Annotated in this window: 13 protein-coding genes; 11 read left to right on the top strand and 2 right to left on the bottom strand. The window is 69.5% G+C overall.

The features are described from left to right. Nucleotides 1–518 precede the first annotated feature (518 nt). The 11 genes from WMF22_RS22275 (at nucleotide 519) to WMF22_RS22225 (ending at nucleotide 20,291) form a co-directional block, all read left to right on the top strand. Complete coding sequence (locus tag WMF22_RS22275) at nucleotides 519–1,838, top strand: CmpA/NrtA family ABC transporter substrate-binding protein (protein ID WP_438036950.1); 1,320 nt, start codon at nucleotides 519–521, stop codon at nucleotides 1,836–1,838. A 78-nt stretch (nucleotides 1,839–1,916) separates the two neighbouring features. Next, the gene (gene ntrB, locus WMF22_RS22270) at nucleotides 1,917–2,714 is read left to right on the top strand and encodes a nitrate ABC transporter permease (protein ID WP_272092815.1); all 798 of its coding nucleotides are present in this window, start codon (nucleotides 1,917–1,919) and stop codon (nucleotides 2,712–2,714) included. Between the two features lie 5 nt (nucleotides 2,715–2,719). Continuing rightward, a complete protein-coding gene (locus WMF22_RS22265) occupies nucleotides 2,720–3,550 on the top strand; it encodes an ABC transporter ATP-binding protein (RefSeq protein ID WP_437301593.1) in 831 nt (276 codons plus the stop codon). Continuing rightward, nucleotides 3,547–4,428 (top strand): ABC transporter ATP-binding protein, encoded by an 882-nt coding sequence (locus WMF22_RS22260; protein WP_438036949.1) that lies wholly within the window; start codon nucleotides 3,547–3,549, stop codon nucleotides 4,426–4,428. The genes WMF22_RS22265 and WMF22_RS22260 overlap by 4 nt, the downstream gene beginning before the upstream one ends. A gap of 376 nt (nucleotides 4,429–4,804) precedes the next feature. Beyond that, nucleotides 4,805–6,535, top strand: coding sequence for a hypothetical protein (locus tag WMF22_RS22255; protein WP_438036948.1), 1,731 nt, complete (start codon nucleotides 4,805–4,807; stop codon nucleotides 6,533–6,535). A 56-nt stretch (nucleotides 6,536–6,591) separates the two neighbouring features. Beyond that, the gene (locus tag WMF22_RS22250) at nucleotides 6,592–7,833 is read left to right on the top strand and encodes a vWA domain-containing protein (protein ID WP_437301040.1); all 1,242 of its coding nucleotides are present in this window, start codon (nucleotides 6,592–6,594) and stop codon (nucleotides 7,831–7,833) included. Between the two features lie 361 nt (nucleotides 7,834–8,194). Next, nucleotides 8,195–13,264 (top strand): AAA family ATPase, encoded by a 5,070-nt coding sequence (locus WMF22_RS22245; RefSeq protein ID WP_438036947.1) that lies wholly within the window; start codon nucleotides 8,195–8,197, stop codon nucleotides 13,262–13,264. A 185-nt stretch (nucleotides 13,265–13,449) separates the two neighbouring features. After that, the gene (locus WMF22_RS22240; RefSeq protein ID WP_437301038.1) at nucleotides 13,450–14,472 is read left to right on the top strand and encodes a sugar-binding protein; all 1,023 of its coding nucleotides are present in this window, start codon (nucleotides 13,450–13,452) and stop codon (nucleotides 14,470–14,472) included. Nucleotides 14,473–14,551: 79 nt separating this feature from the next. Continuing rightward, a complete protein-coding gene (locus WMF22_RS22235) occupies nucleotides 14,552–16,078 on the top strand; it encodes a sugar ABC transporter ATP-binding protein (protein ID WP_437301037.1) in 1,527 nt (508 codons plus the stop codon). Nucleotides 16,079–16,143: 65 nt separating this feature from the next. Continuing rightward, the gene (locus tag WMF22_RS22230; protein ID WP_438036946.1) at nucleotides 16,144–17,277 is read left to right on the top strand and encodes an ABC transporter permease; all 1,134 of its coding nucleotides are present in this window, start codon (nucleotides 16,144–16,146) and stop codon (nucleotides 17,275–17,277) included. Nucleotides 17,278–17,663: 386 nt separating this feature from the next. Further along, the gene (locus WMF22_RS22225) at nucleotides 17,664–20,291 is read left to right on the top strand and encodes a glycoside hydrolase family 15 protein (protein WP_438036945.1); all 2,628 of its coding nucleotides are present in this window, start codon (nucleotides 17,664–17,666) and stop codon (nucleotides 20,289–20,291) included. A 31-nt stretch (nucleotides 20,292–20,322) separates the two neighbouring features. Here the strand turns inward: WMF22_RS22225 and WMF22_RS22220 are convergent, their stop codons facing one another. After that, a complete protein-coding gene (locus WMF22_RS22220; protein ID WP_438036944.1) occupies nucleotides 20,323–21,513 on the bottom strand; it encodes an ATP-binding protein in 1,191 nt (396 codons plus the stop codon). Beyond that, nucleotides 21,510–22,796, bottom strand: coding sequence for a sensor histidine kinase (locus WMF22_RS22215; protein ID WP_437301034.1), 1,287 nt, complete (start codon nucleotides 22,794–22,796; stop codon nucleotides 21,510–21,512). Before WMF22_RS22215 ends, WMF22_RS22220 begins: the two co-directional genes overlap by 4 nt. Nucleotides 22,797–22,852: the final 56 nt, after the last annotated feature.

The raw sequence follows: 22,852 nt of genomic DNA, 5'->3' as shown, positions 1-22,852 counted from the left end.
GACGAAGGCGGCGTGACGAGCGTAACGAACATGACGAACATGACGAACATGAAGTGAATGAAGAAAAAATATCCTACAGAAACTTCATAGAAACAGGCGCCCATGCATCGTCCTTGGCAAATCCTGGGCCCGTGAATGGCTGAGGCCATCCAGGGCGCACACCCGCGGCGAGCGCGAGCTCACCCTGCCGATCTCGCCGCGGAGCTGGCCTAGGACACCGATCAGCTTGGCAACCATAAAAATGAGACGCCAGAAGACGCCCAAAGACGCCAAAAGACGCCACGAAAACAATAAATTCTGGCGTCTTTTGGCGTCTCTTGGCGTCTTCTGGCGTCCCAACTTCTCGCTGTCTGCGTGCGGCTTCAACCCGTTTGTCGCTCTAGCTCATCCTCGAACGAACAGGCGATTTCGCGGACGGCGCCTCCGGAGCGCAGCCCGTCCAGTCTGCCCCGACCGGCGGGCGTGCCCCTCTCCATGCGCCCGAGGCTCCACGGTCATCCCAGCAAAGGATCTTTGGAATGAAGAGACGAGAACCTGCGCGTGAGGCCCCGAGCGCCACGCCCCTCCACCGCCGGCGTTTCCTCGGCGGTGCGCTGGCGCTCGGGGGAGCCGCGCTCCTCCCCGCTTGTGAATCGCGGTCCGAAGCGTCGGCGAAGCCCGCGGCGAACGCCGCGCCCCTCATCCCGGACGCCGCCAAGCCCGAGGTGCCCGATCTGCGCTTCGGCATCATCGCGCTGACCGACTGCTCTCCTCTCGTGATCGCCCACGAGAAGGGGTTCTTCAAGAAGTACGGCATCAACGCGACCATCGTGAAGGGCGCGAGCTGGGCGGCGATCCGCGACTCGCTCTCGAACGGGGATCTCCAGGCGACGCACATGCTCTTCGGCATGCCGCTCGCCTCGACGATGGGGCTCCTCGGATCGCCGAAGACGCCCATGGTCATCCCGTGGCTGCTCAACCGCAACGGCCAGGCGATCACGATGAAGAGCGACCTCCGGGGCAAGGTGGCCGGAGATCCCAAGGCGCTCAAGCCGTTCGTCGAGGAGGCGAAGGAGAAGGGGGCGCCCATGACCTTCGCGATGACGTTCCCGCCTGGAACGCACGCCATGTGGACTCGCTATTACCTGGGCGCGGGCGGCGTCCACCCGGACAAGGACGTCGCGCTCGTGACCATCCCGCCCGCCCAGATGGTCGCCAACATGAAGGTGGGCAAGATGGACGGCTTCTGCGTCGGCGAGCCGTGGAACGCCAGGGCGATCTCCGACCAGATCGGGTACACGGCCGTCACCACGCAGGAGCTCTGGAAGGACCACCCCGAGAAGGTGTGCGCGTTCACCGCGGAGTTCGCCGGCAAGAACCCGAAGACGGTGAAGGCGGTGATCAAGGCGCTCCACGAGGCGAGCGTCTGGCTGGACAAGCTCGACAACCGCCCCGAGCAGGCGGACGTCGTGTCGAGGCCCACGTACATCAACTGTCCGCCGGAGCTCATCCTCGGCCGGCTGCAGGGGCGCTACGACTACGGCGACGGGCGCACGAAAGAGGACAAGGACTACATGATCTTCAGCGATCGGGGCTGCAACTACCCGCAGCCCAAGTACGCGCTCTGGTGGCTCAGCCAGTTCCGCCGGTGGGGCATGGTGGAGGGGAAGCCGGATTACGAGGGCGTCGTCAAGCAGGTCATGCGCCCCGATCTCTACGAGGAGGCGATGAAGGAGCTCGGGGTCGCGCACGGCGGCCGGAGCGACGCGCCCGAGACGCTGTTCGACGGCGTGACGTTCGATCCGAAGGACCCGGAGAAGTACGCGACGTCGTTCCAGGTCCACGCCCTGAAGGGATGAACCCACATCGCCATCGCCGCGCCGGCGGGAGGCGCGGCGGCGGAAGCGGAAGCGGAAGAAGCGGAAGAGGAGTGCTGCATGAGCGAGGCGAAGGCGATCTCTCCGAGGATTCGAGTCGACCACATGATCCTGCCCCTCTTCGGGGTGGCGTGCGTGATCGGGCTGTGGGCCGCCGCGAGCAGCCTGTGGACCCAGACGCTGCCCTCTCCGCTCAAGACATGGGAGGTGAGCAGGCCTTACATCTTCGAGCCGTTCGAGAAGCGGGGAGAGCTCGACCAGGGCATCCTCCGCTTCACCTGGTACTCGCTCCAGCGGGTCGCCAAGGGCTACACGCTGGCGATCCTCCTCGGGACGCCGATCGGCTTCTTCCTGGGCGCGTCGAGGCTGTTCAGGTCGAGCTTCGATCCCATCATCCAGATCCTCCGCCCGGTCTCGCCGCTCGCGTGGCTCCCGCTCGGCCTCGTGCTCTTCCAGAAGCCCGACCCCGCCGGCGTCTTCACCATCGCGATGTGCTCGATGTGGCCGACGGTCCTGAACACCGCGCTCGGGGTGCGATCGATCCCGCAGGACTACATGAACGTCGCCCGGGTGCTCCGGCTGTCGCGCATGAAGACGCTGTTCAAGGTGCAGCTCCCCGCGGCGCTCCCCTACATGTTCACGGGCTTCCGGCTCAGCCTGGGCATCGCCTGGCTCGTCATCGTCGCCGTGGAGATGCTGACCGGCTCGCCCGGGGTCGGCGGCTTCCTCTGGCAGGAGTACAACAGCCTCATCTACGAGCACATCATCCTGTGCATCATCACCATCGGGGTCGTCGGCTTCCTCCTGGACGCCCTGATGAGCCTCGTCGAGCGCCGGCTCAAGCTGGCGGGAGCGTGACGTCCATGCCGCTGGTCGAGCTCTGCAACGTCGGGAAGAGTTATGGTGGCGGGGCCACCCGCACCGAGGTGCTCAGGGACATCCACCTGGAGATCGAGAAGGGCGAGTTCGTCGCCGTCGTCGGCTATTCTGGCGCCGGCAAGACGACGCTCATGTCCCTCATCGCCGGGCTCCTCAGGCCAGACACCGGGGAGGTCAAGCTGAACGGGAAGGTCGTCCTGGGGCCGGGCCCCGACCGCGGCGTCATCTTCCAGAACTATTCTCTCCTGCCCTGGCTCACGGTCTACGAGAACGTCTACCTGGCCGTCGACCAGATCTTCGGCTCCTGGCCGACGGACAAGAAGCGGGAGCACACCGAGCGCTACATCGCCATGGTGAAGCTCACCGAGGCCCGCGAAAAGAAGCCGGCGCAGCTCTCCGGCGGCATGCGCCAGCGGGTCTCGGTGGCGCGGGCGCTCGCCATGGATCCGGAGGTCCTCCTGATGGACGAGCCGTTCGGCGCGCTGGACGCGCTCACCCGCGCGACGCTCCAGGACGAGATCGCGCGGATCTGGCGCGCCACCCGGAAGACCGTGCTCCTCATCACGAACGACGTCGACGAGGGCATTCTCCTCGCCGACCGGATCGTCCCGCTCAGCAAGGGCCCTCGGGCCACGCTGGGGCCAGGGATCACCGTCGATCTCGAGCGCCCTCGGGATCGCAAGGCCCTCAACCACGATCCGCGCTTCAAGGAGATCCGCGGCGCGGTGATCAGCTACCTGCTCGGCCCGGGCGCCGGGCCCAAGGCGGGCGAGAGCGCGCCCGATGCAGCGCGGAGCGCGGAGGCGGTCGCATGAAGAAGTACCTCGAGATCTGGAATATCACGAAGACCTTTCCCACGCCGAAGGGCCCCTCGGTCGTCGTCAGGAACTTCGATCTGAACCTGAAGAAGGGAGAGTTCCTGTCCCTCATCGGCCACTCCGGGTGCGGGAAGTCCACCGTGCTGTCGATGGTCGCGGGCCTCTCCGAGATCACGAGCGGCGGTATCGTCCTCGCGGGCAGGCAGATCCAGGGGCCTGGCCCGGACCGCGGGGTCGTGTTCCAGTCGCCCTGCCTCCTGCACTGGATGACGGCGCTCGAGAACGTCCTGCTCGGGGTCGAGCAGGTGCACCGGCAGAAGAGCAGGAAGGACTGCATCGAGATCGCGACGCACTACCTCGGGCTCGTGGGGCTCGAGGAGTCCATGCACAAGAAGCCGCGCGAGCTGTCGTCGGGGATGCAGCAGCGGGTCGGGCTGGCGCGCGCCTTCGCCCTGTCGCCCAAGATGCTCCTCCTGGACGAGCCCTTCGGCATGCTCGACTCGCTCACCCGGTTCGAGCTCCAGGAGGTGCTCATGAACCTGTGGGCAGAGGACCAGAAGACGGCGCTGATGGTCACGCACGACGTCGATGAGGCCCTGTTCCTGTCGGACCGCATCGCGATGATGACGAACGGCCCGGGGGCGCGGGTCGGCGAGATCCTGGAGGTCCCGTTCCCGCACCCGCGGGACCGCCAGGAGGTGCTGGAGGACCCGATGTACTATCCTCTCCGAGAGCGGCTGATCACCTTCCTCGAGGGCCAGGCCCACAAGGAGAAGCCCGCCGAGGAGAGCGCCCGAGAGTCCGTCCCGGAAGGCGCCGTGAAGACGGGGCGGTTCTGGAGCGCGCTCTGGAAGGGGACGAGGACATCAGCGTAAGCGGGAGAGAAGGGAGCGGGCGGCCGTGCCGGGCTGCCCCATGAACGTGCCTCTCCAAACAGCCTGCATGTCCTCTCCTCTCGAGGACCGTACAGCGTCGCTTCCTCCGTCGAGGGCTCTTTGCGACGAACCTCACCAAAGCGCGGATTGCGGTCTCGCTGACCGTTCGGGGCAGAGCTCATCACGACCAGGCGAGCGCGAGCTATGCGCTGCGCGCGCAGGTGCGCGCAGCGCTCACGAGGCTCACCACCTCCGACAAAAATAGAGGGAGAGGGGCATGCCCTGAAACAAAAGCCATACGGACAAGCTGGAGTTGCGCGAATGTATCCTCTCTTCGACTGCGTCGGTTGCGGCGAGCGATCAAGCGAGGAAGTGCATGCGCGTATCTCGAATCTTCGCGGCTGTCGGCATCGTAGGGCTCTCTTTCGCCTGCGGCTCGTCCGAGGGCACCGGCTCGGGAGGCGAAGGGGGTGTCGCCACCACGTCAGGCCCCTCCAGCGGCGCGGCCGGGGGCAGCTCCTCCGCCGGTGGCTCCGGAGGGACCAACGCTGGCGGCGGCGGGACGACTGGAACGGGCGGCGGCGGCGAGACGACCGGAACGGGCGGCGCCAGCGCGACGGCCGGCTCTGGAGAAGGCGGCGCGGGCACGGGCGTGGGTGGCGCAGGCACCGGCGGCGCGGGCGGCGCGTTCGCCAGCGGGACGGGCGCCGGCGGCACGGACGGCGTCGGCGGCGCGGGCGGCCCTGACACGGGGGTCGAGGTGCCGACCTGCGCGCCTTTCGGGTCCACGTGCGCGCGCTCCGGAGATTGCTGTTCCGGCATCTGCGACAGCGCGACGAGCACCTGCGCGTCGCCGCTCAGCGTCTGCCTCGGGACAGGCGCCGCTTGCGAGGAATCCTCGGAGTGCTGTGGCCTCAACTGCGCTTCGGGCAGGTGCAGCGCGACCGCCTGCGTCCCCGATGGATCCGACTGCACGGCAGGCGGCGCCGCGTGCTGCAGCGGCATGTGCGTCGGCGGGACGTGCAGCGACGTCAACGGCGCCACGGCATGCCAGACGGGCGGCAACCCGTGCACCGAGGACAGCCAGTGTTGCTCCCAGCTCTGCGGGCGAGACAACCGCTGCGTCCTCTACTCCTCGTTCTGTGTTCAGCGCAACGACGTCTGCAAGGGCGACAGCGACTGCTGTACCGGCGTATGCGTGAAGCGGAACACCTCCGATCCCGCGGGTTACTGCGGCGCGGAGCCGTCGACGGCGAGCCGCTGTAGCAGCGGCGGCATCGACGGCGCGGTCTGCGACAGCTGCGGCTTCTGCTGCAGCCGCGTCTGCGCGCCGTACGGCCCCACCGGGATCGCCGTCTGCCAGCCGCCGAGCGGCTGCCGCGTGAACGGCGCCCTGTGCCGGCGCAACGAGGACTGCTGCGGCGGCGATCCCACGGCCGCTCTGCCGGGCGCGGGCAGGGTCGTCTGCGACACGTCGGGGGATCCGGACGGGGAGATCGGCCGCTGCCGCAACCCGAACGGCTGCACGCCCCAGGGCGGCGTCTGTCACTTCAAGGACAGCTATTGCTCGGATACGTCCACCAGCGCCCCCAACAACTGCTGCGGCTACCTGGGGAACGCCAGCAACTGCCGCCTCGACGCCCTCGGCGTGCCTCGGTGCAACGCGCTCACGGCCTGCCGCCAGGCAGGCGAGGATTGCGCCTCCGCCGACGACTGCTGCGACGGCGCTCCCTGCGTGCGGAATAGCGAAACCGGCAAGCTCCAGTGTTACGACACGCCAGGAGGGACGGGGCCCCAGTGTGTCACGGCGGGCGGACCCTGCACGAACAACGGCGACTGCTGCGTCGGAACCACGTGCGAGTACGAGCCGGGCTCCCTGTCGGGCACGTGCACGACAGACTCCCCGTCAGGAGCGACCGGGAGCTCGAGCGCGACCGGCGGAACGGGCGGCGCAGGCGGCGCAGGCGGCGGCGGTGGCTCGGACGGGGCGGGCGGCACCCCGCCGCGATGCGCCGAGTACGGGCAGCTCTGCGGCGCCACGTCCGACTGCTGCAACGCCGGAACCGTGCAGTGTTACAACGGCATCTGCCGCATTCCTCCGGGCTGACGCCGCGTTCAGGCGCGTCGACTCGTGTCGATTCACTCGTGTCGAGGAGAATGGATATGACCGGCAAGAACCGCGGGATCCACGCCCGCTCCTTGTTCCTGACGTCGCTCTGGTGCCTGGGCTGGGCGCTCGCGTCGGGATGTTCGGGATCGGATCGCGGGACGGGCGCGGGCGGCGACGGCTCCGGAAACAGCGGCTCCGGAAGCGGCGGCGCCGGTGGAACGGACTCCGGTGGAACGGGGGGCGAGCCCTCCCTCGGAGGCGGCTTCATCGCGACCGGGCCGGGCGCCAGCTCGGGCGGCGGGGAGGGCGGCGGCGACTGCGGCGGCCAGCAGGTCGAAGCTCAGCCGCGGCAGGTTCACCTCGTGATCGTGCTCGATCGCTCCGACAGCATGACCAAAGCGTGGGAAGCGAGCGATCGCTGGACGATGATGAAGGGCGCCGTCGGCGCCGCGCTCGACGTGATCCAGGACAGGATGTCCGTCGGGCTCCAGCTCTTTCCCTCCGACGAGCACTGCGGCATGCCGGCGGGGGAGGACCTGAGCGTGGCCGTGGCGCCGGGCGCGACCTCTGTCCCCGCCATCAAGACCCTCCTGGATGGCACGGACCCCGGCGGCGCGACGCCGACCGCGGACGCCCTCGCGCGCGCCCTCGGGTACCTCACCGTGGGCGCCGGCGGCGCCCTCGAGGGCGACAGGTACGTCCTCCTGGCGACCGACGGCGGCCCCAACTGCAACCAGGATCCGGCCATGACCTGCGAGGCCGCGACCTGCACCACGAACATGGATGGGGACTGCCCTTCGGGCATACCGAACTGCTGCGTCGCCGGCTTGACGGACGTGTGCCTGGACGACGTGCGCACGGTGCAGCGGGTGAAGGACCTGCGCGCGGCCGGCATCAAGACCTTCGTCGTCGGCATCCCCGGCGCGACGGCCTATGCGAATGTGCTGGACCAGCTCGCCGTCGAGGGCGACACGGCCACGTCGGAGACCTCGCCCCGTTATTTCGAGGTGGTGGACGCGGCGAGCCTCGGCGATACGCTGACCGGCATCACGCGGGATCTCGTGAGGACCTGCGCGCTCTCGCTGGAGACCGAGCCGCCCGACCGCGCGAAGGTGAACGTCTTCATCGACGATGAGGTGCTGCCGAAGCCGGGCGACGACGGCTGGGATTACGACGATTCGACGACCCCGCCCACCCTCGTGATCAAGGGCGCCACGTGTGAGCACGTGAAGTCCATGGGGGCGGAGAGCGTCCGGGTCGAGTTCGGTTGTCCCACCGTCGAGGTGCCGCAATGACCTGCGCCTGTGACGCGCCCTCCCGGCGCGCCGCGTGATCGACCTCCTCCAGCCCTCCGAGAGCCAGCCCACATCGCATGAAGCGCCGCGCTAGCGCGCCGCACTGCCGCGCTCGGTGACGGGCGCGAACGCCAGACTCCGTCCGTGTTGGATGTCTAGCGCACAAATACTGAAAAATATTGCCCTGAACGAATCAATGTTCCGATTTCGGTGGTGACTCGGGAGCACCGATCTAGACATAATCCGCCCATGGTGCGCTTGTGCGAGAACACCGTCCGTCCTGTCTGCTCGACGCGAGCAGCAGCGGCGGCGGGCCGGACCAGCGCCCCGGCGAGGTGAGATGCTCTCCGCGACCTGTTCCGTGAGCCAGCCGATCTACGTCGACTCGAGCATCGAGGTGTTCGAAGGGACCTGGGGTGACGAGCGCAAGCCCGCTGTCTTCAAGGTCCTGAAGAGCGAGTTCCCGAGCGCGCGTGAGCTCGCGGCGCTCCGGCACGAGTACAACGTGCTCTGCGCGCTCGACGTCGACGGCGTCGTCAAGGCCTACGGGCTCGAGAAGCACAGGAACGGCCTCGCGCTCGTGCTCGAGCGGCCGAGCAGGACGACGCTCCACGACATCCTGCGCGCCGGCCGGCTGGAGCTCAAGGCGGCGTTGACGATCGCCCGCTCGGCGGCCCGGGTCCTCGACGAGTTCCACCGCCGCAAGGTGATTCACAAGGACATCAAGCCGCACAACCTCCTCGTCGACCCGGACACGCTGGAGGTCCATTTCGTCGGCTTCGGCATCGCGACGCTCCTCCCGCAGGAGACGCAGCAGGCGATGAGCCCCGAGGCGCTCGAGGGGACGCTCGCGTACATGTCGCCGGAGCAGACCGGCCGGATGAACCGCGTGATCGACCGCCGCACCGACCTCTACTCGTTCGGCGTGACCCTCTATCAGATGCTCACCGGCGTCGTGCCGTTCACCGGCAGCGACCCGCTCGATCTCATCCATGGCCACATCGCGCGGACGCCGGTGCCGCCGCCCGAGCGAGTCCCGGGCGTGCCCGACGCGGTGTCCCGGATCGTGATGAAGCTCCTCGAGAAGAACGCGGAGGACCGGTACCAGAGCGCCTTCGGGCTCTTCGCCGATCTCGACGCGTGCCTCCGCCAGCTCTCGACCTCCGGCGCCGTTGCGCCCTTCGCGCTCGGCCTGCGCGACATCCCAGACACGCTGCGCATCCCGCAGAAGCTCTACGGCCGCGCCGAGGAGGAGCGCGCGCTGCTCGCCGCCTTCGAGCGCGCCGCCGGCGGGGAGGGCGAGCTCCTGCTCGTGTCGGGGTACTCGGGCATGGGCAAGTCGGCCCTGGTGAACGAGATGCACAGGGCCATCGCCCAGCGAGGCGGCTACTTCACCGCGGGCAAGTTCGAGCAGCTGAACCGCGGGGCGCCGTACGCCTCGCTCGCGCGCGCCTTCCGGGAGCTCCTCCGGCACATCCTCACCGAGCGACCGGAGCAGCTCGCGCGCTGGAGCGCGGCGCTCGGCCGCGCGGTCGGGAGCGCCGGCCAGCTCCTCGTCGACCTCATCCCGGAGCTCGAGTGGATCATCGGCCAGCAGCCCCCGGTCCAGCAGCTGCCGCCGGCGGAGGCGCAGGGCCGCTTTCACGCGACCTTCAAGGCGTTCGTCCGCGTCTTCGCGACCGCCGAGCACCCCCTCGTCCTCTTCCTGGACGACCTGCAGTGGGCCGACCCTGCCTCGCTCAAGCTGCTCCAGGTCCTGGCCGCCGATCCAGAGCGCGGCCACCTGCTGCTGCTCGGCGCCTTCCGCGACAACGATGTGTACGCGGCCCACCCGCTCCGCGTCGCGCTCGACGAGATCGAGAAGGCGGGCGCGCCGCTCCGCGAGCTCAAGCTGGGGCCGCTCGCCCTCGCCGACGTGATCGCGCTGCTCTCGGACGCGCTCTCCGCGGCCCGCGCGGACGTCGAGCCGCTCGCCCGCGTCGTGTTCGACAGGACGCAGAGCAACCCGTTCTTCGTGCGGCAGTTCCTGGGCTCGCTCCACGCGGAGGGCCTGCTCCGCTTCGAGAAGGGCGCCTGGACATGGGAGCTCGACGGCATCCGGCGGCGCACGGTCACCGACAACGTCGTCGACTTCATGGCGCGCAAGATCGAGGAGCTCGAGCCCGAGCTCGTCCGCGTCCTCCGCCTCGCGGCCTGCATCGGGCACGAGTTCGACCTGCGCACCCTCGCGGTCATCAGCGAGCGGCCGGCGCACGAGACCGTGGCCGCGCTGTGGAAGATCCTGCAAGAGGGCCTGATCGCGCCCGTGGACGCCGACTACCGCCTCGCGCACGCAACCGACGCGACGGACGACGAGGCCCAGGCCGGCGTCGACTGGCGCGTCACCTACCGCTTCCTGCACGATCGCGTCCAGCAGGCGGCGTACTCGCTCATCAGCGAGGATCGCAAGCGCGAGGTCCACCTCAGGATCGCGCGGCTCATGCTCGCCAGCTGCGAGGGCGCCGCGCGGGACGATTCGCTCTTCGCCATCGTGAACCACCTCAACATCGCGGCGCCCATCGTGACCTCGGCCGCGGAGCAGGCCACGGCCGCGGAGCTGAACCTCGCCGCCGGCAGGAGGGCCAAGGCCGCCACCGCCTACGAGGCGGCGGCCGGCTATTTCCGCGCGGGGCTCGGGTTTCTGCCCCACGGCGGCTTCGACGACCACTACGAGCTCGCCCTCGCGCTCCACAGGGAGCGCGCCGAGGTCGAGTCGCTGTGCGGCGCCTTCGAGGAGGCCGAGCGGCTCTGCGCCGCGGCGCTCGCGCGCGCCCGGACGGCCATGGACAAGGTCGCTGTCCTCCTCGTCCAGGCGAACCAGTACCTGCTCCAGTGGCGCAATCACGAGGCGACCCTGGTCCAGAAGGCCGGCCTCCGGCTCCTCGGCTGTCCGATCCCCGAGGCCCGGGAGGAGGTCGCCGCGCTGCTCGAGCAGGAGCTCCGGGCGGTGCCCGTCCTCCTCGGCGCGCGCAGCATCGAGGAGCTCGCCCGCGCCCCGAGGACGACGAACCCCGAGCACCCCGTGACGCTGGAGCTGCTCGTGAACCTGTTCTTCGGGGCCTACAACTCGAGCGACCAGACGCTCGCGAACCTCGCCATCGTAAAGATGGTGACGCTCTCGCTGCAGCACGGGAACAGCGATATGTCCGCGTTCGGATACGTCGCGTACGGCATGGTGGTCGGCCCGCTGCTCGGCGAGTACGAGACGGCGTACCGGTTCGGCAAGATGGCCGTCGAGCTCGCGGACCAGCTCGACAACCTCGTGCTCCGGGCCAAGACCTACCACATCTTCTCCGCGGACGTGCACAGCTGGACGCAGCCCCTGCGGAAGGCAGATCCCTATTACGACCGGGTCTACGACCTCGGGCTCCAGGCCGGCGACTGGACGGCCATGGGGTACATGATCAGCCAGAGCGGCTCGGACCGGCTCACCTACGGGATGAACCTCGCGGAGCTCTCGCAGCTCACCGAGACGCACCTCGCGTTCCTGCGGCGCGCGCGCAGCCATGACATCATCGACATCCTCCTCGCGGGCGTGATCCAGCCCCTCCGGTGCCTGCAAGGGCTGACGAGGGGCCGGCTCAGCTTCGACGACGACGGGTTCGACGAGGCGTCCTACGCGGCGAAGCACGGCGGCTCGCCCTACCACATGGGGTGGCTGTACTACGCGAAGATCCGGAATGCCTACCTGTTCGGCGACAGGGCGAGCTTCGCCGACCTGATGCCGAAGCTCGCCGTGATCGAGGGCGCCTTGCCGACGCACGCCAAGGTGCCCGAGGCGACGTTCTACGCGGGCCTCATGCGGATCGCCGCGTGGGAGAGCGCCGAGGGTGCGGCGCGGCGGGAGCACGAAGCGCACCTCTCGCGGCTCCTCGGGCGGATGAAGCGCTGGGCCGACGCCGGGCCGGACAACGTGCTTCACAAGCACCTGCTCCTGCTCGCCGAGCAGGCCCGCGTCGAGGGGCGGCGGGCCGAGGCGATGGACCTCTACGAGCGGGGCATCGAGGCCGCGCGCCAGGCCGACTACGTCAACAACCAGGCGCTCGGCAACGAGCTTTACGGCAGGTTCTGGCTCGCCCAGGGCAGGGTCGAGTTCGCGCACATCTTCCTGCGCAGGGCGGTTTACCTGTACGATCGCTGGGGGGCGACCGAGAAGGCCAAGGCGCTGCGCGACGAGCTCGCGCCGGCCGACCCCTCGGCCCTGGGCCAGCCTCTTCCGCTCTCGCCGACCGGCACCGCGCTCCAGGGCCTCGTCGCGGGGGAGAGCTTCGATCTCGCCACGGTCCTCAGCACCGCCCAGGCCATCTCGAGCGCGATCGTGCTCGACAAGGTGATCGAGCAGGTCCTGCGCAGCGTGATCAAGAGCGCCGGGGCGAGCCGGGGGTTCCTCATCCTCGCGCGCGGCGAGGTGCTGACGGTCGAGGCGATGATCGCGGTCGGCCCCGACACGGTGAGCCTGGGCCTCTCGATGCCCCTGGAGGCGCGCCTCGATCTGGCCCGCTCGGTCGTGCATTACGTGGCGCGCTCGCGCGAGGCGCTCGTGATCGGGCGCGCGGACGACGACCCGCGCCTCGCCGGCGATCCGCACGTGATCGCGCGCCGGCCGAAATCGATCCTGGGCTTGCCGCTCCTGCACCAGGGCCGGCTGAGCGGGGTGCTGTACCTGGAGAACCACCTCGCCGAGCAAGCGTTCACCGCCGATCGCATCGAGCTCTTGCGGCTCCTGTCCTCGCAGGCGGCGGTGGCGGTCGAGAACGCGCTGCTCTACGCGGACCTCTCGGCCGTGAGCGCCGAGCTCCGTGAGGCCAACGAGCGGCTGGAGCAGGAGGTGAAGCAGCGGACGGAGGAGCTCTCTCTGGCCAACGTGCGCCTCTCCGCGCAGAGCGCCGAGCTCCGGGACGCCAACGTGCGCCTGCTCCACGAGCTCGGCGAGCGCGAGCGCGCCGAGGCGGCCCGGGCCGAGCTGCAAGAGGAGGTGATCCGCTTCCAGCGGGCGAAGATCTCCGAGCTGTCGACCCCGCTCGTGCCCATCACGAGCGACGTCATGGTCATGCCGCTCATCGGCACGCTGGACGAGGAGCGCGCGCAAGACGTGCTCGAGACCCTGCTCGACGGCGCGACGAGGAGCGGCACCCGCACCGTCATCATCGATGTCACGGGGATCAAGGGGGTCGATCAACGCGTGGCGAACGCCCTGCTCAAGGCGGCGAACGCCCTCCGGCTGCTCGGGGTCCAGGCGGTGCTGACGGGCATCCGCGGCGAGGTCGCGCAGGCGCTCCTCCGGCTCGACATCGACATGTCGCGCGTCGTGATCCGCGGGACGCTGCAGAGCGGGATCGCCTACGCCGTCGGCCGATCGGGCGGCATGAGCGCGCCGGGCACGCGGCCATAGGGGGGCGAGGCGCGCGGCGATCCGCGCGTCGAATCGTGTAGACACGTCCGGAGCGGATCGCGCATCATGAGCTGGCCAGTTGACCGGGGGTTCCTGCTCTGTCGTGGCCCGCGCGGCGGCACGAGGCGTATGGGCCCGTCGCGCGAGGCGGCTCTTGTCGGGTGGACGGGTGGAGGGGAGAGCGCATGTTGAAGAGCATCGGTCGGTTCATCGTCGGGGTCTGCGTGGCGGCGGGGCTCGCGGCCCTGGGCTGCGACAACGGCGGCGCGCCCGCGGCGGGGGGCAAGCCGAAGCTCGCCTACATCACGAACGGCGTCGCCCCGTTCTGGACCATCGCCGAGAAGGGCGTCATCGACGGCGCGAAGGAGCACGACGTCGAGGTGAGCGTCGTGATGCCGAGCGACGTGAACGACCAGCTGCACCGGGTCGAGGATCTCCTGATCCGCGGCGTCGACGGCATCGCGATCAGCCCGATCGACGCGGAGAACCAGGTCCCGCTGCTCAACAAGGCGGCCGCGAAGACGAAGCTCATCACGCAGGACTCGGACGCTCCGAAGAGCGATCGCATCGTGTACATCGGCATCGACAACTACGTCGCTGGCCGGATGGCGGGGCAGCTCGTGAAGGAGGCGATCCCCGGCGGCGGCAAGGTGGCCATCCTCGTCGGGCGGCTCGAGGGCGACAACGCCCGCAAGCGCCGTCAAGGCGTGCTCGACGAGCTGCTCGATCGAAAGGACAATAGCGCCGGGAACGACCCGCTCAACCAGGAGCTGAAGGGGGCGAAATACACCATCGTCGCGACCCTGACCGACCAGATCGACGCCGCCAAGGCGAAGGGCAACGCCGAGGACATGATGTCGGCGCACCCGGACCTCGTGGGCCTGATCGGCCTGAACGCGTACCACACGCCGGCCCTGCTCGAGGCGGTGAAGCAGGCGGGGAAGATGAGCTCGATCCAGGTCGTCGGCTTCGACGAGCAGGACGCGACGCTGCGCGCGATCCAGGACGGCGAGGTGGTCGGCACCGTGGTGCAGAATCCGTACATGTACGGCAAGGAGTCGGTGCGCGTGCTCGCGGCGCTCGTGCGGGGGGACAACTCCGTCGTGCCCCAGGACAAGTTCATCTCCCTGCCGGCCCGGCAGATCCGCAAGGGCAACCTGGACGCGTTCTGGGCCGATCTGAAGCAGAAGGCGGGCAAACAACCGTGAGCCTGGCGCCGGGCAGCGCGGCGCCCGCGCGGCGCGCGCGCCCGAGCCGAGCCCGGCGACGCTCGACGCGCCGACGCGAATGACAGCCTCCTCGCCTGAACCGGACGCGACGCCGCTGCTCGAGGCGCGCGGCCTGACCAAGCGCTTCCCCGGCGTGCTCGCGCTCAGCGGCGTGCACCTCGCGCTCGGCCGGGGGGAGGTGCTCGGCATCGTCGGCGAGAACGGCGCTGGCAAGAGCACCCTCATGAAGATCCTCGCCGGCGTCGAGGCGCCCGACGCCGGCGAGATGCTCTTCGACGGGCGGCCTGTCGCGCTCGGCTCCGTCAGGGAGGCGCTCTCCCTCGGGATCGCGCTCATCCACCAGGAGCTCAACCTGGCGGACAACCTCGATGTCGCGGCCAACATCTATCTCGGCCGGGAGCCGCGGCGGGGCGGCTTCATCGACGAGGGCAGGATGGAGCGCGAGGCGCGGGCGATCATGGCGCGCGTCGGCCTCGCGTGCTCGCCGCGCGCGCTCGTCGGCGGCCTGTCGCTCGGGCAGCGGCACCTCGTCGAGATCGCGAAGGCGCTCTCCGCGAACGCGCGGGTGCTCATCATGGATGAGCCCACGTCGTGCCTGTGCCCGCACGAGGCGGAGGCGCTCTTCCAGGTGGTGCGGGAGCTCCGCGCGGGCGGGATCAGCGTCGTGTACATCTCTCACCGCCTCGGCGAGGTGAGGGCGCTCTGCGATCGCGTGCTCGTGCTGCGCGACGGCGAGAACGCGGGCGAGCTCGCGCGCGGGCAGGAAATGAGCCACGAGCGCATCGTGCGATTGATGGTGGGCCGCGATCTCTCGCAGTTCTATCCGCACGTCCCGAACCCGCCCGGCGAGCCGGTGCTCGAGGTCTCCGGCCTCCGGACGCCGAGGCACCCCGGGCGAGCGCTCTCCTTCACGGTGCGCGGCGGGGAGATCGTCGGCGTGGCCGGGCTCCTCGGCGCGGGGCGCACGTCGCTGCTCCGGACGCTGTTCGGCGTCACGCCGGCGGCCGGTGGCGCCGTCCGCGTGGCCGGGCGGGCGATCTCGCCGCGCGCCCCGCGAGACGCCATCGCCGCCGGGATAGGCCTGGTCCCGGAGGACCGCCAGCAACAGGGCATCATCCTGGAGATGGCGATCCGGGCCAACGTGAGCCTCCCGAGCCTCGGCGCGGCGCAGCGCTACGGCGTCCTCGACCGCGCGGGCGAGCGCCGGATGTCGGCGCGGATGATCCGGGAGCTCGGCGTGCGGACGCCGAGCGACGTGCAGCCGGTGCAGCACCTGTCCGGCGGCAACCAGCAGAAGGTCGTCATCGCAAAGTGGCTGTCGATGTCGCCGCGCGTGCTGCTCCTGGACGAGCCGACCCGCGGCATTGACGTCGGCGCCAAGCACGAGATATACCAGCTCATGGAGCGATTGGCAGCGAGCGGCATGGCCACCCTGTTCGTCTCCAGCGACATGGAAGAGGTGATAGGCATGTCCGATCGTGCGCTGGTGATGCACGAGGGGCGCATCGCCGGCGAGCTCGGCCGCGCCGAGCTGAGCGAAGAGGCGATCATGCAGCTCGCGACAGGCAGCGACGCCGCGGCGTGACGCGGCGTGACGCGGCGTGACGCGGCGTGACGCGGCGTGACTACTACCCATCGAGGCCAGAGAGCATGTCTGTGACGACACACGATCTCCGGGCGCGCGGCGCCGCGCCCGCTGCGCTGCTCGTGCCCAGCGCGCGGCGGAAGGTGCTCGGCGTCTTCTGGCTCCTCCTCGCCGTGTCGCTCGGCACCGCGCTCCTGAACGGGAGGTTCCTCCTCGCGGAGAACCTCGAGAACCTGATCCGGAGGACGGCGCTGTTCGGCATCCTCAGCATCGGGGCGGGCTTCGTGATCATCACGGGCGGCATCGACCTGTCGATCGGGTCGATCGTGGCGCTCGCCGGCTGCATGCTGCCGTGGCTCCTCTCGGTGCAGCACTGGCCGGCGTCGCTGGCGGTGCCCGTGCTGCTCGGCATCTCGCTCTGCATCGGGCTCGCGCACGGGCTGCTCATCACGAAGCTCCGGCTCCAGCCGTTCGTCGTGACGCTCTGCGGGCTCCTGCTCTACCGGGGCACCGCGCGCGGGATCTCCGGCGATCAGACGCAGGGGTTCGGCGTCGGGTTCGAGTCGCTGCGTTACCTGTCGGTCGGCAGCCCGCTCTCGGTCCCCGTGCCGTTCCTCTCGTGGATCTCCGAGGGGCGCTTCAGCCCTTACGCGGTGCACCCGTTCACCGGCGTGAAGACGCGGCTCGCGCCGATCACGTGGATCGACATCCCGATGCCGTTCCTCCTGTTCCTCGCGATCGCGGTGGCGGCGTCGATCTTCCTGAACCGCACCGTCTATGGCCGCTATCTGATGGCGCTCGGCCGCAACGAGCAGGCGGCCCGCTACAGCGGGGTCGACACCGACAGGATGACGATCCTCGCGTATGTCCTCTGCTCGGTGCTCGCCTGCTTCGGGGGCATGCTGTTCGCGCTGGAGGTCAACTCGGCCCAGCCTGTCGATTTCGGCAATTTCTACGAGCTGTACGCGATCGCCGCGGCCGTGCTGGGCGGCTTCAGCCTGCGCGGCGGTGAGGGCGCGGTGCTGGGCGTCATCCTGGGCACCGCCCTCATGCAGGTGCTGCGCAACGCCATCAACATGCTGGGCGTCCCGACCCAGATCGAGTTCGCGGTCATCGGCGCCGTCATCCTGATCGGCGTCATCGCGGACGAGGTGGTCAGGCGCTACGCGGCGGCGAGGCGCAAGGTGGTTGGCGCGTGAGCTGATGAGCTCGCGGCGGCGAGGTCGGCGCCGCGCTCCGTCGCGCATGGAGCGCAGCGTCTCTGTCCTTGCCAGGAGCTCGGCATGGCGGCGCGCAGGTGCGCGCAAGCGCGCGAAGATCGCGTGCTACGCTGCAGCATTGCTGGCGTCCCACGCGGAGCCGGAGCGAAGCGAGCGCAGGGGGCCCGGGCCGCGATCCGCCGGTTCCACGTAAAAACATCAACCAAGTCGCTGGCTTACGGTAGCCGTGGGGCGGTCTTCACGCGACGGCCACCCGATGGAAGGGGAATGGCGTGATGCTGAAGCGCATTTCTTGTGACACTGCAATTGTTTGCCTGACACTCGGGCTCGCGGGCTGCGCGCTCGACACGGAGGCAGAGGAGCCGATGGCCGGGGAGTCCGCTGTCCCGTTTCCGTTCGGCACCGCCGGCAGGGCCCCGTCGAAGGCAGAGGCCCTGAAGGCGCTCGGCGCCGGCATTGCCGCCAAGGGGGTCGGGGTACCCTCTGTGTGGGGACCTGCGGAGAAGTCGTTCCTAGGCACCTCGACGACCGCGGCCTCGAGGGTCTACTTCACCGGTCATCGCGGCATCGTGTCCGAGGTGTTCTATCCGGTGCTCGACACAGTGAACACCGTCGATCTGCAGTTCCTCGTGGGGGACACGGCGAAGACCTTCGTCGACGAGGAGAAGCAGCAGAGCTTCACCGTGACCCAGCCGGACAAGCGGTCCATGCGCTGGCAGGCGACGACGACGAACAGCGCCCACAACTGGCGGATCACCAGGACCGTCTTCACCGATCCGGGGCGCCACGCGTTGATCCAGCGCGTCCGGTTCGACGCCCTGGGCGGCAGGAACGTCACCCAGTTCAACCTCTACCTGCTCCACAACCCGGCGATGGACAACTCCGGGGCCGGCGACACGTCGAGGACGGTGGAGGCAGGGCGGCGCACGTTGCTCGTCGCCTCGGAGAACAGCCGCGCCTCGGCGCTCGCCGCGTCGCGCCCATGGAAGGTGGTGAGCGGCGCGCCGATGGTGTCGAGCGGCTTCGTCGGCGAGTCGGACGGCTGGACCGACCTGCTCGGCGGGAACGTCGACAGGACCATGACCTGGCGAAACGACCTGGCGAGCGGCGGCAATGTGGCGCAGATGGGCTGGATCGACCTCGGTACCAGCGCCGTCACCAGCGTCTCGTTCGACGTCGTGCTCGGCTTCGGCGCGACCGAGACAGAGGCGGCCGCCACCGCGAACGCGACGCTCGGCAGCAGCCTGAGCGCGCTGCAAACCACCTACGACAACGGGTGGAAGACCTACGCGGCCGGGCTCAGCAGCCAGAGCGCCACAGCCGACGACCAGTATTACCTCGCGGCGATGTCGCTCAAGGTGATCCAGGACAAGTCGAACGGCGCCATGATCGCGGGGATGGGAACGCCCTGGGGCGAGACCAACGGCGACGGCAATAGCGGCGGCTACCACCTGGTCTGGGCGCGCGATCTGTTCAAGTTCGCCAGCGCGCTGGTGACGGCCGGCGACACAGCGACCGGGACCTCGGTGGTCAACTACCTGTTCAACACGTTGCAGCAGTCGAGCGACTGCGGCGTCGCCGAGTACAACGCGCCGGGCTGCCCGCAGGGCTACAGCCGCGTCGGCCGCTTCCCGCAGAACGCCTGGGTCAGCGGCTGGCAGTACTGGCAAGGCACGCAGATGGATGAGCAGGCGATGCCCATCCTCCTCGCGTGGCGGCTCGGACCTTCCGTCTACAACCCGCTCTGGAAGAAGATCAAGAAGACGGCCGACTTCATCGTCAACACCGGCCCATGGACCCAGCAGGAGCGGTGGGAGGAGAACGCCGGGTACTCGCCGTCGACCATCGCGGCGGAGATCGCGGGCCTCGTCTGCGCCGCGACGATCGCGCGCGCGAACGGCGACACCACCAGCGCGGCGCGCTACATGGCCGCCGCCGACCACTGGCAGCAGAGCGTCGACCGCTGGACGTTCACGACCACGGGGTACCACGGCGACGGCCGGTATTACATCCGCATCAACCCCTCCGCGCGGGGCAACACGGGCAGCGGGCCGCAGGTGTACAACCCGGTGTCCGGGCCGGACGCGGCGGTCCGCTTCACGATCGGCAACGGCGGCGGCACGCACGACCAGCGGTACATCGTCGACGGCGGGTTCCTCGAGCTCGTGCGGATGGGGGTGAAGCGGGCCGACGATCCCTCGATCGTCGCGACGCTGCCCGAGTACGACGCCATCCTGAAGCGGACCATCGCCGGCAAGGGTGAGGCGTGGTTCCGCTACAACTACGATGGATACGGCGAGAAGAACGACGGCGGCAACTTCGACGGAAACGGCGGCCGGGGCCGGCTGTGGCCCATCTTCACGGCCGAGCGCGGCATGTTCAAGATCGCCAGCACGGGTGTCGGCGCCGACGGCAACCCCTACCTGACCGCGGTGAAGGCGTTCTCGACGCCGCAGGGCTTCATCCCGGAGCAGGTATGGAGCGAGTCGACGGACGTCACCGGCTGGTCCGTCCAGAAGCCGGCGAACGTCGCGGCGGGCACCCCGACGCGGTCGATGAGCCCCCTGAACTGGGCCATGGGCGAGTACATCAGCCTGGTGGCGTCGATCCGGGCGGGCAGGGTCGTCGATGTACCTTCGGTGGTCTGTGGCCGCTACAACGCGTGTGGGGTGCCGCCCGGCTCCGGCGAGGCAGGCGTCACGGTCAACGTCACCGCGACAACCGTGGTCGGCCAGCACATGTACGTCACTGGCAACACCGCGGCGCTCGGCAGCTGGAACACCGATCTCGGCGTCCCTGTCGATCCGCGCGGTTACCCCGTGTGGACGAACCGCGTCAACCTGCCGGCCAGCAGCGCGCTCCAGTACAAGTACTATCGCAAGAACGCCGACGGCACCGTGACCTGGGAGAACCTCCCGGGCGGCGGCAATCGCACGATGAGCACGCCCGCGTCCGGCGGGGCGCTCACGGTCAACGACACCGTGAGCTGGTGAGTGGTCGGCCAAGCGCGGCGCGCGGGCGAGCCTACGCCGCGGGGCGCTCGGGCTCGCAGGCGCCCCCGGCCTTCGTCGGGAGCGTGAAGAACACCCGCGTTCCCCGGCCGAGCTCGCTCTCCACGCGGATCGCGCCGCCGTGGCGCTCGACGAGGTTCTTGCAGATCGACAGGCCGAGCCCCGTGCTCTTCTCGCCGCCGGTCGACCGGGTGCTCGTCCTCCGGAACTTGCGGAACAGGCCGCTGATCTCGTCCGGGTGAATGCCCAGGCCCTGATCCTCGATCATCACCTCGACCGCTTCACCGAGACTCCGCGCGCGCACCGTGACCGTCGTGCCCGGATGAGAGAACTTGAACGTGTTGCTGAGCAGGTTGCTCAGGACCTGCTCGATCCGCGCGACGTCGCAGCAGACGAGCGGGAGGTCGGCGGGCACGTCGACGTGCACCGCGATCCCCTTCCGGCCGGCGCCGTGCTCGTTCAGGGAGACAGCCGCCAAGAGGATGCCTCGCAGGTCCGCCTCCTGCAGGTGAAGCCCGCCGTTCCCATGCTCCAGCGTCGTGATGTCGAGCAGGTCCTCGAGCAGCTGCAGCGCGAACTCGGCGTTGTCCTGGATCTTCAGGGCGTAGCGCCGCGTGTCCTCGGGCCCCGCGCCGGCGCCGGCCAGCTGCATCTTCGAGAACCACTGGATCGCCGCGATCGGATTGCGCAGATCGTGGGCGGCGACGCCCATGAGCTCATGGGTCCTCTGGGTCACCTCGGCGAGCTGCTGGTTCTCGAGGTGGAGCGCGTCGGCGCTCGTCTTGAGGCTCGAGAGGAGCCGCTGGCAGCGGCTGATGCGCTCGTGCTGCGCGAACGCGTCGCTCACGACGCCGGCGAGCTCCGGCGGATCCCACGGCTTGGAGATGAACCGGTACACGCCGCCCTCGTTGATGGCCTGGATGGCGGCGCTCGTGTCCGCATAGGCGGTCATGAGGAGGCGGACGGTCTCCGGGAATTCGGCCCTGAGCCTCGCGTAGAGCTCCGTGCCCGTCGTGCCCGGCATCCGCTGGTCGCTGAGGACGACAGGGATGGGCCGATCGCGCAACATCGCGTGACCCTGCTCGGCGCTCTCCGCGATGAGGACATCGTAGTCGCGCCGAAGTTCGCGGCGGAGCGCCTTCAAGGTCTCGGGCTCGTCGTCGACGATGAGCAGCGCGCGCCGCTCGCCGGAGGCGCGCGTCATCGGTCGGTCTCCTTCGGGAGCGTGATCGTGAAGGTGCTGCCCACCCCGGGGGTCGATCGGACGGTGATGGTGCCGCCGTGCTGATCGACGACGATCTTATGGGAGATGGTGAGGCCCAGCCCCGTGCCTTGCCCGACGGGCTTGGTCGTGAAGAACGGATCGAAGATCCGGCCGAGGACATCAGGGGTCATCCCGGCGCCGTTGTCCTCGAACTCCAGGGCGATCCGGCGCGCTTCGTCGCGCTCGCGGATCACGATGCGACCGTTCCCCCGGCCCCGGCACTCGACCGCCTGGGCCGCGTTGATGAGGAGGTTCAGGAACACCTGGCTGAGCTCCGCCGGCTTGCAGCGCAGCATCGGCAGCTCGGCCCACTCGACCGTCACCTGGACGCCGCCGTCCTTCAGCGCCGGGCCCGCGATCGCGAGGGTGCTCTCCAGGCACTCCTTCAGGTCGCAGCGCTCCTCCTCCGCCCGGTCGATCCGCGTGAAGGTCCTGAGGTCCTCGACGATCTTCTGCACGCGCGCGAGGCCGCCCAGCGTGCCTTTCACGAGATCCCCCGTATCCTCGCGCAGAAAGTCGGGCTCGACCTCGGCGCGGAGCGCCTCGGCGAGGCCCTTCACGTCGTCCGAGCCCGCGCTGACGGCGGCCCGCTCGAGCGCCTCATAAGCGGCGAACAGCCGATCGAGCGACTCTGCCAGGGTGTGCACGTTGCTGCGGACGAAGGCGAGCGGGTTGTTGATCTCGTGGGCCACGCCGGCGGCGAGCTTGCCGAGCGCGTTCATCTTTTCGGAGTGGACGAGCATCGATTGCGTGGCGCGCAGCTGCTCGAGCGACCGCTCGAGCTCCTTCTGCTCGGAGACGAGCCGCCGCTGCAGGCTCGTGATCCGCGAGTTGAGCGCGGACACCTCGGCGACGACGCGCTCGAGCTCGATGACGTCGAACTCGGCGAGGATCAGCAGGTCGTGGCCGAGCCGCCAGACCTCTCCCCGGAGGCTGTGCGCGATGGACCGGAGATCCCCGAAGTGCAGCATGCCGCGGTAGATCGGCTCCTCGGCGCCGCGCCCGGCCGCGGCGAGCTGCGCGAAGCTCGGGCTGACGAGGCGAGCCTCGGCGCGACCCGGCTCGCCCGCCGCCCCGAGCAGCCGGCGCATGCCGTGGTTGGTGAGCCTCGGCGCGCCGTCCGGCGCGAACACGCCGATCGCGAGCGCGGTCGAGGCCATGAGGAAAGCGGCGGCGAGCTCCGCGATCGGACCGCCGAGCTCGTGTCCAGGCGGCGGGGTCACGAGCGGTGCCCCTTCGTTTTCTCCTGCGCTTTGCGCCATGCGCGGTTCCATCGGAG

Origin of the sequence: Sorangium sp. So ce204 (assembly GCF_051526795.1) — a bacterium.
Taxonomy (GTDB): Bacteria; Myxococcota_A; Polyangia; order Polyangiales; family Polyangiaceae; genus Sorangium; species Sorangium cellulosum_B.
This window is presented reverse-complemented; position numbering and strand designations above follow the sequence as displayed.

What these genes read in the sequence shown, in the direction of transcription:
- WMF22_RS22240 (WP_437301038.1), top strand. Translation starts at nt 13,450, where the DNA reads ATGTTGAAGAGCATCGGTCGGTTCATCGTCGGGGTCTGCGTGGCGGCG.
- WMF22_RS22255 (WP_438036948.1), top strand. Translation starts at nt 4,805, where the DNA reads ATGCGCGTATCTCGAATCTTCGCGGCTGTCGGCATCGTAGGGCTCTCT.
- WMF22_RS22265 (WP_437301593.1), top strand. Translation starts at nt 2,720, where the DNA reads ATGCCGCTGGTCGAGCTCTGCAACGTCGGGAAGAGTTATGGTGGCGGG.
- WMF22_RS22225 (WP_438036945.1), top strand. Translation starts at nt 17,664, where the DNA reads ATGGCCGGGGAGTCCGCTGTCCCGTTTCCGTTCGGCACCGCCGGCAGG.
- WMF22_RS22230 (WP_438036946.1), top strand. Translation starts at nt 16,144, where the DNA reads ATGTCTGTGACGACACACGATCTCCGGGCGCGCGGCGCCGCGCCCGCT.
- WMF22_RS22250 (WP_437301040.1), top strand. Translation starts at nt 6,592, where the DNA reads ATGACCGGCAAGAACCGCGGGATCCACGCCCGCTCCTTGTTCCTGACG.
- WMF22_RS22275 (WP_438036950.1), top strand. Translation starts at nt 519, where the DNA reads ATGAAGAGACGAGAACCTGCGCGTGAGGCCCCGAGCGCCACGCCCCTC.
- WMF22_RS22260 (WP_438036949.1), top strand. Translation starts at nt 3,547, where the DNA reads ATGAAGAAGTACCTCGAGATCTGGAATATCACGAAGACCTTTCCCACG.
- ntrB (WP_272092815.1), top strand. Translation starts at nt 1,917, where the DNA reads ATGAGCGAGGCGAAGGCGATCTCTCCGAGGATTCGAGTCGACCACATG.
- WMF22_RS22220 (WP_438036944.1), bottom strand. Translation starts at nt 21,513, where the DNA reads ATGACGCGCGCCTCCGGCGAGCGGCGCGCGCTGCTCATCGTCGACGAC.
- WMF22_RS22235 (WP_437301037.1), top strand. Translation starts at nt 14,552, where the DNA reads ATGACAGCCTCCTCGCCTGAACCGGACGCGACGCCGCTGCTCGAGGCG.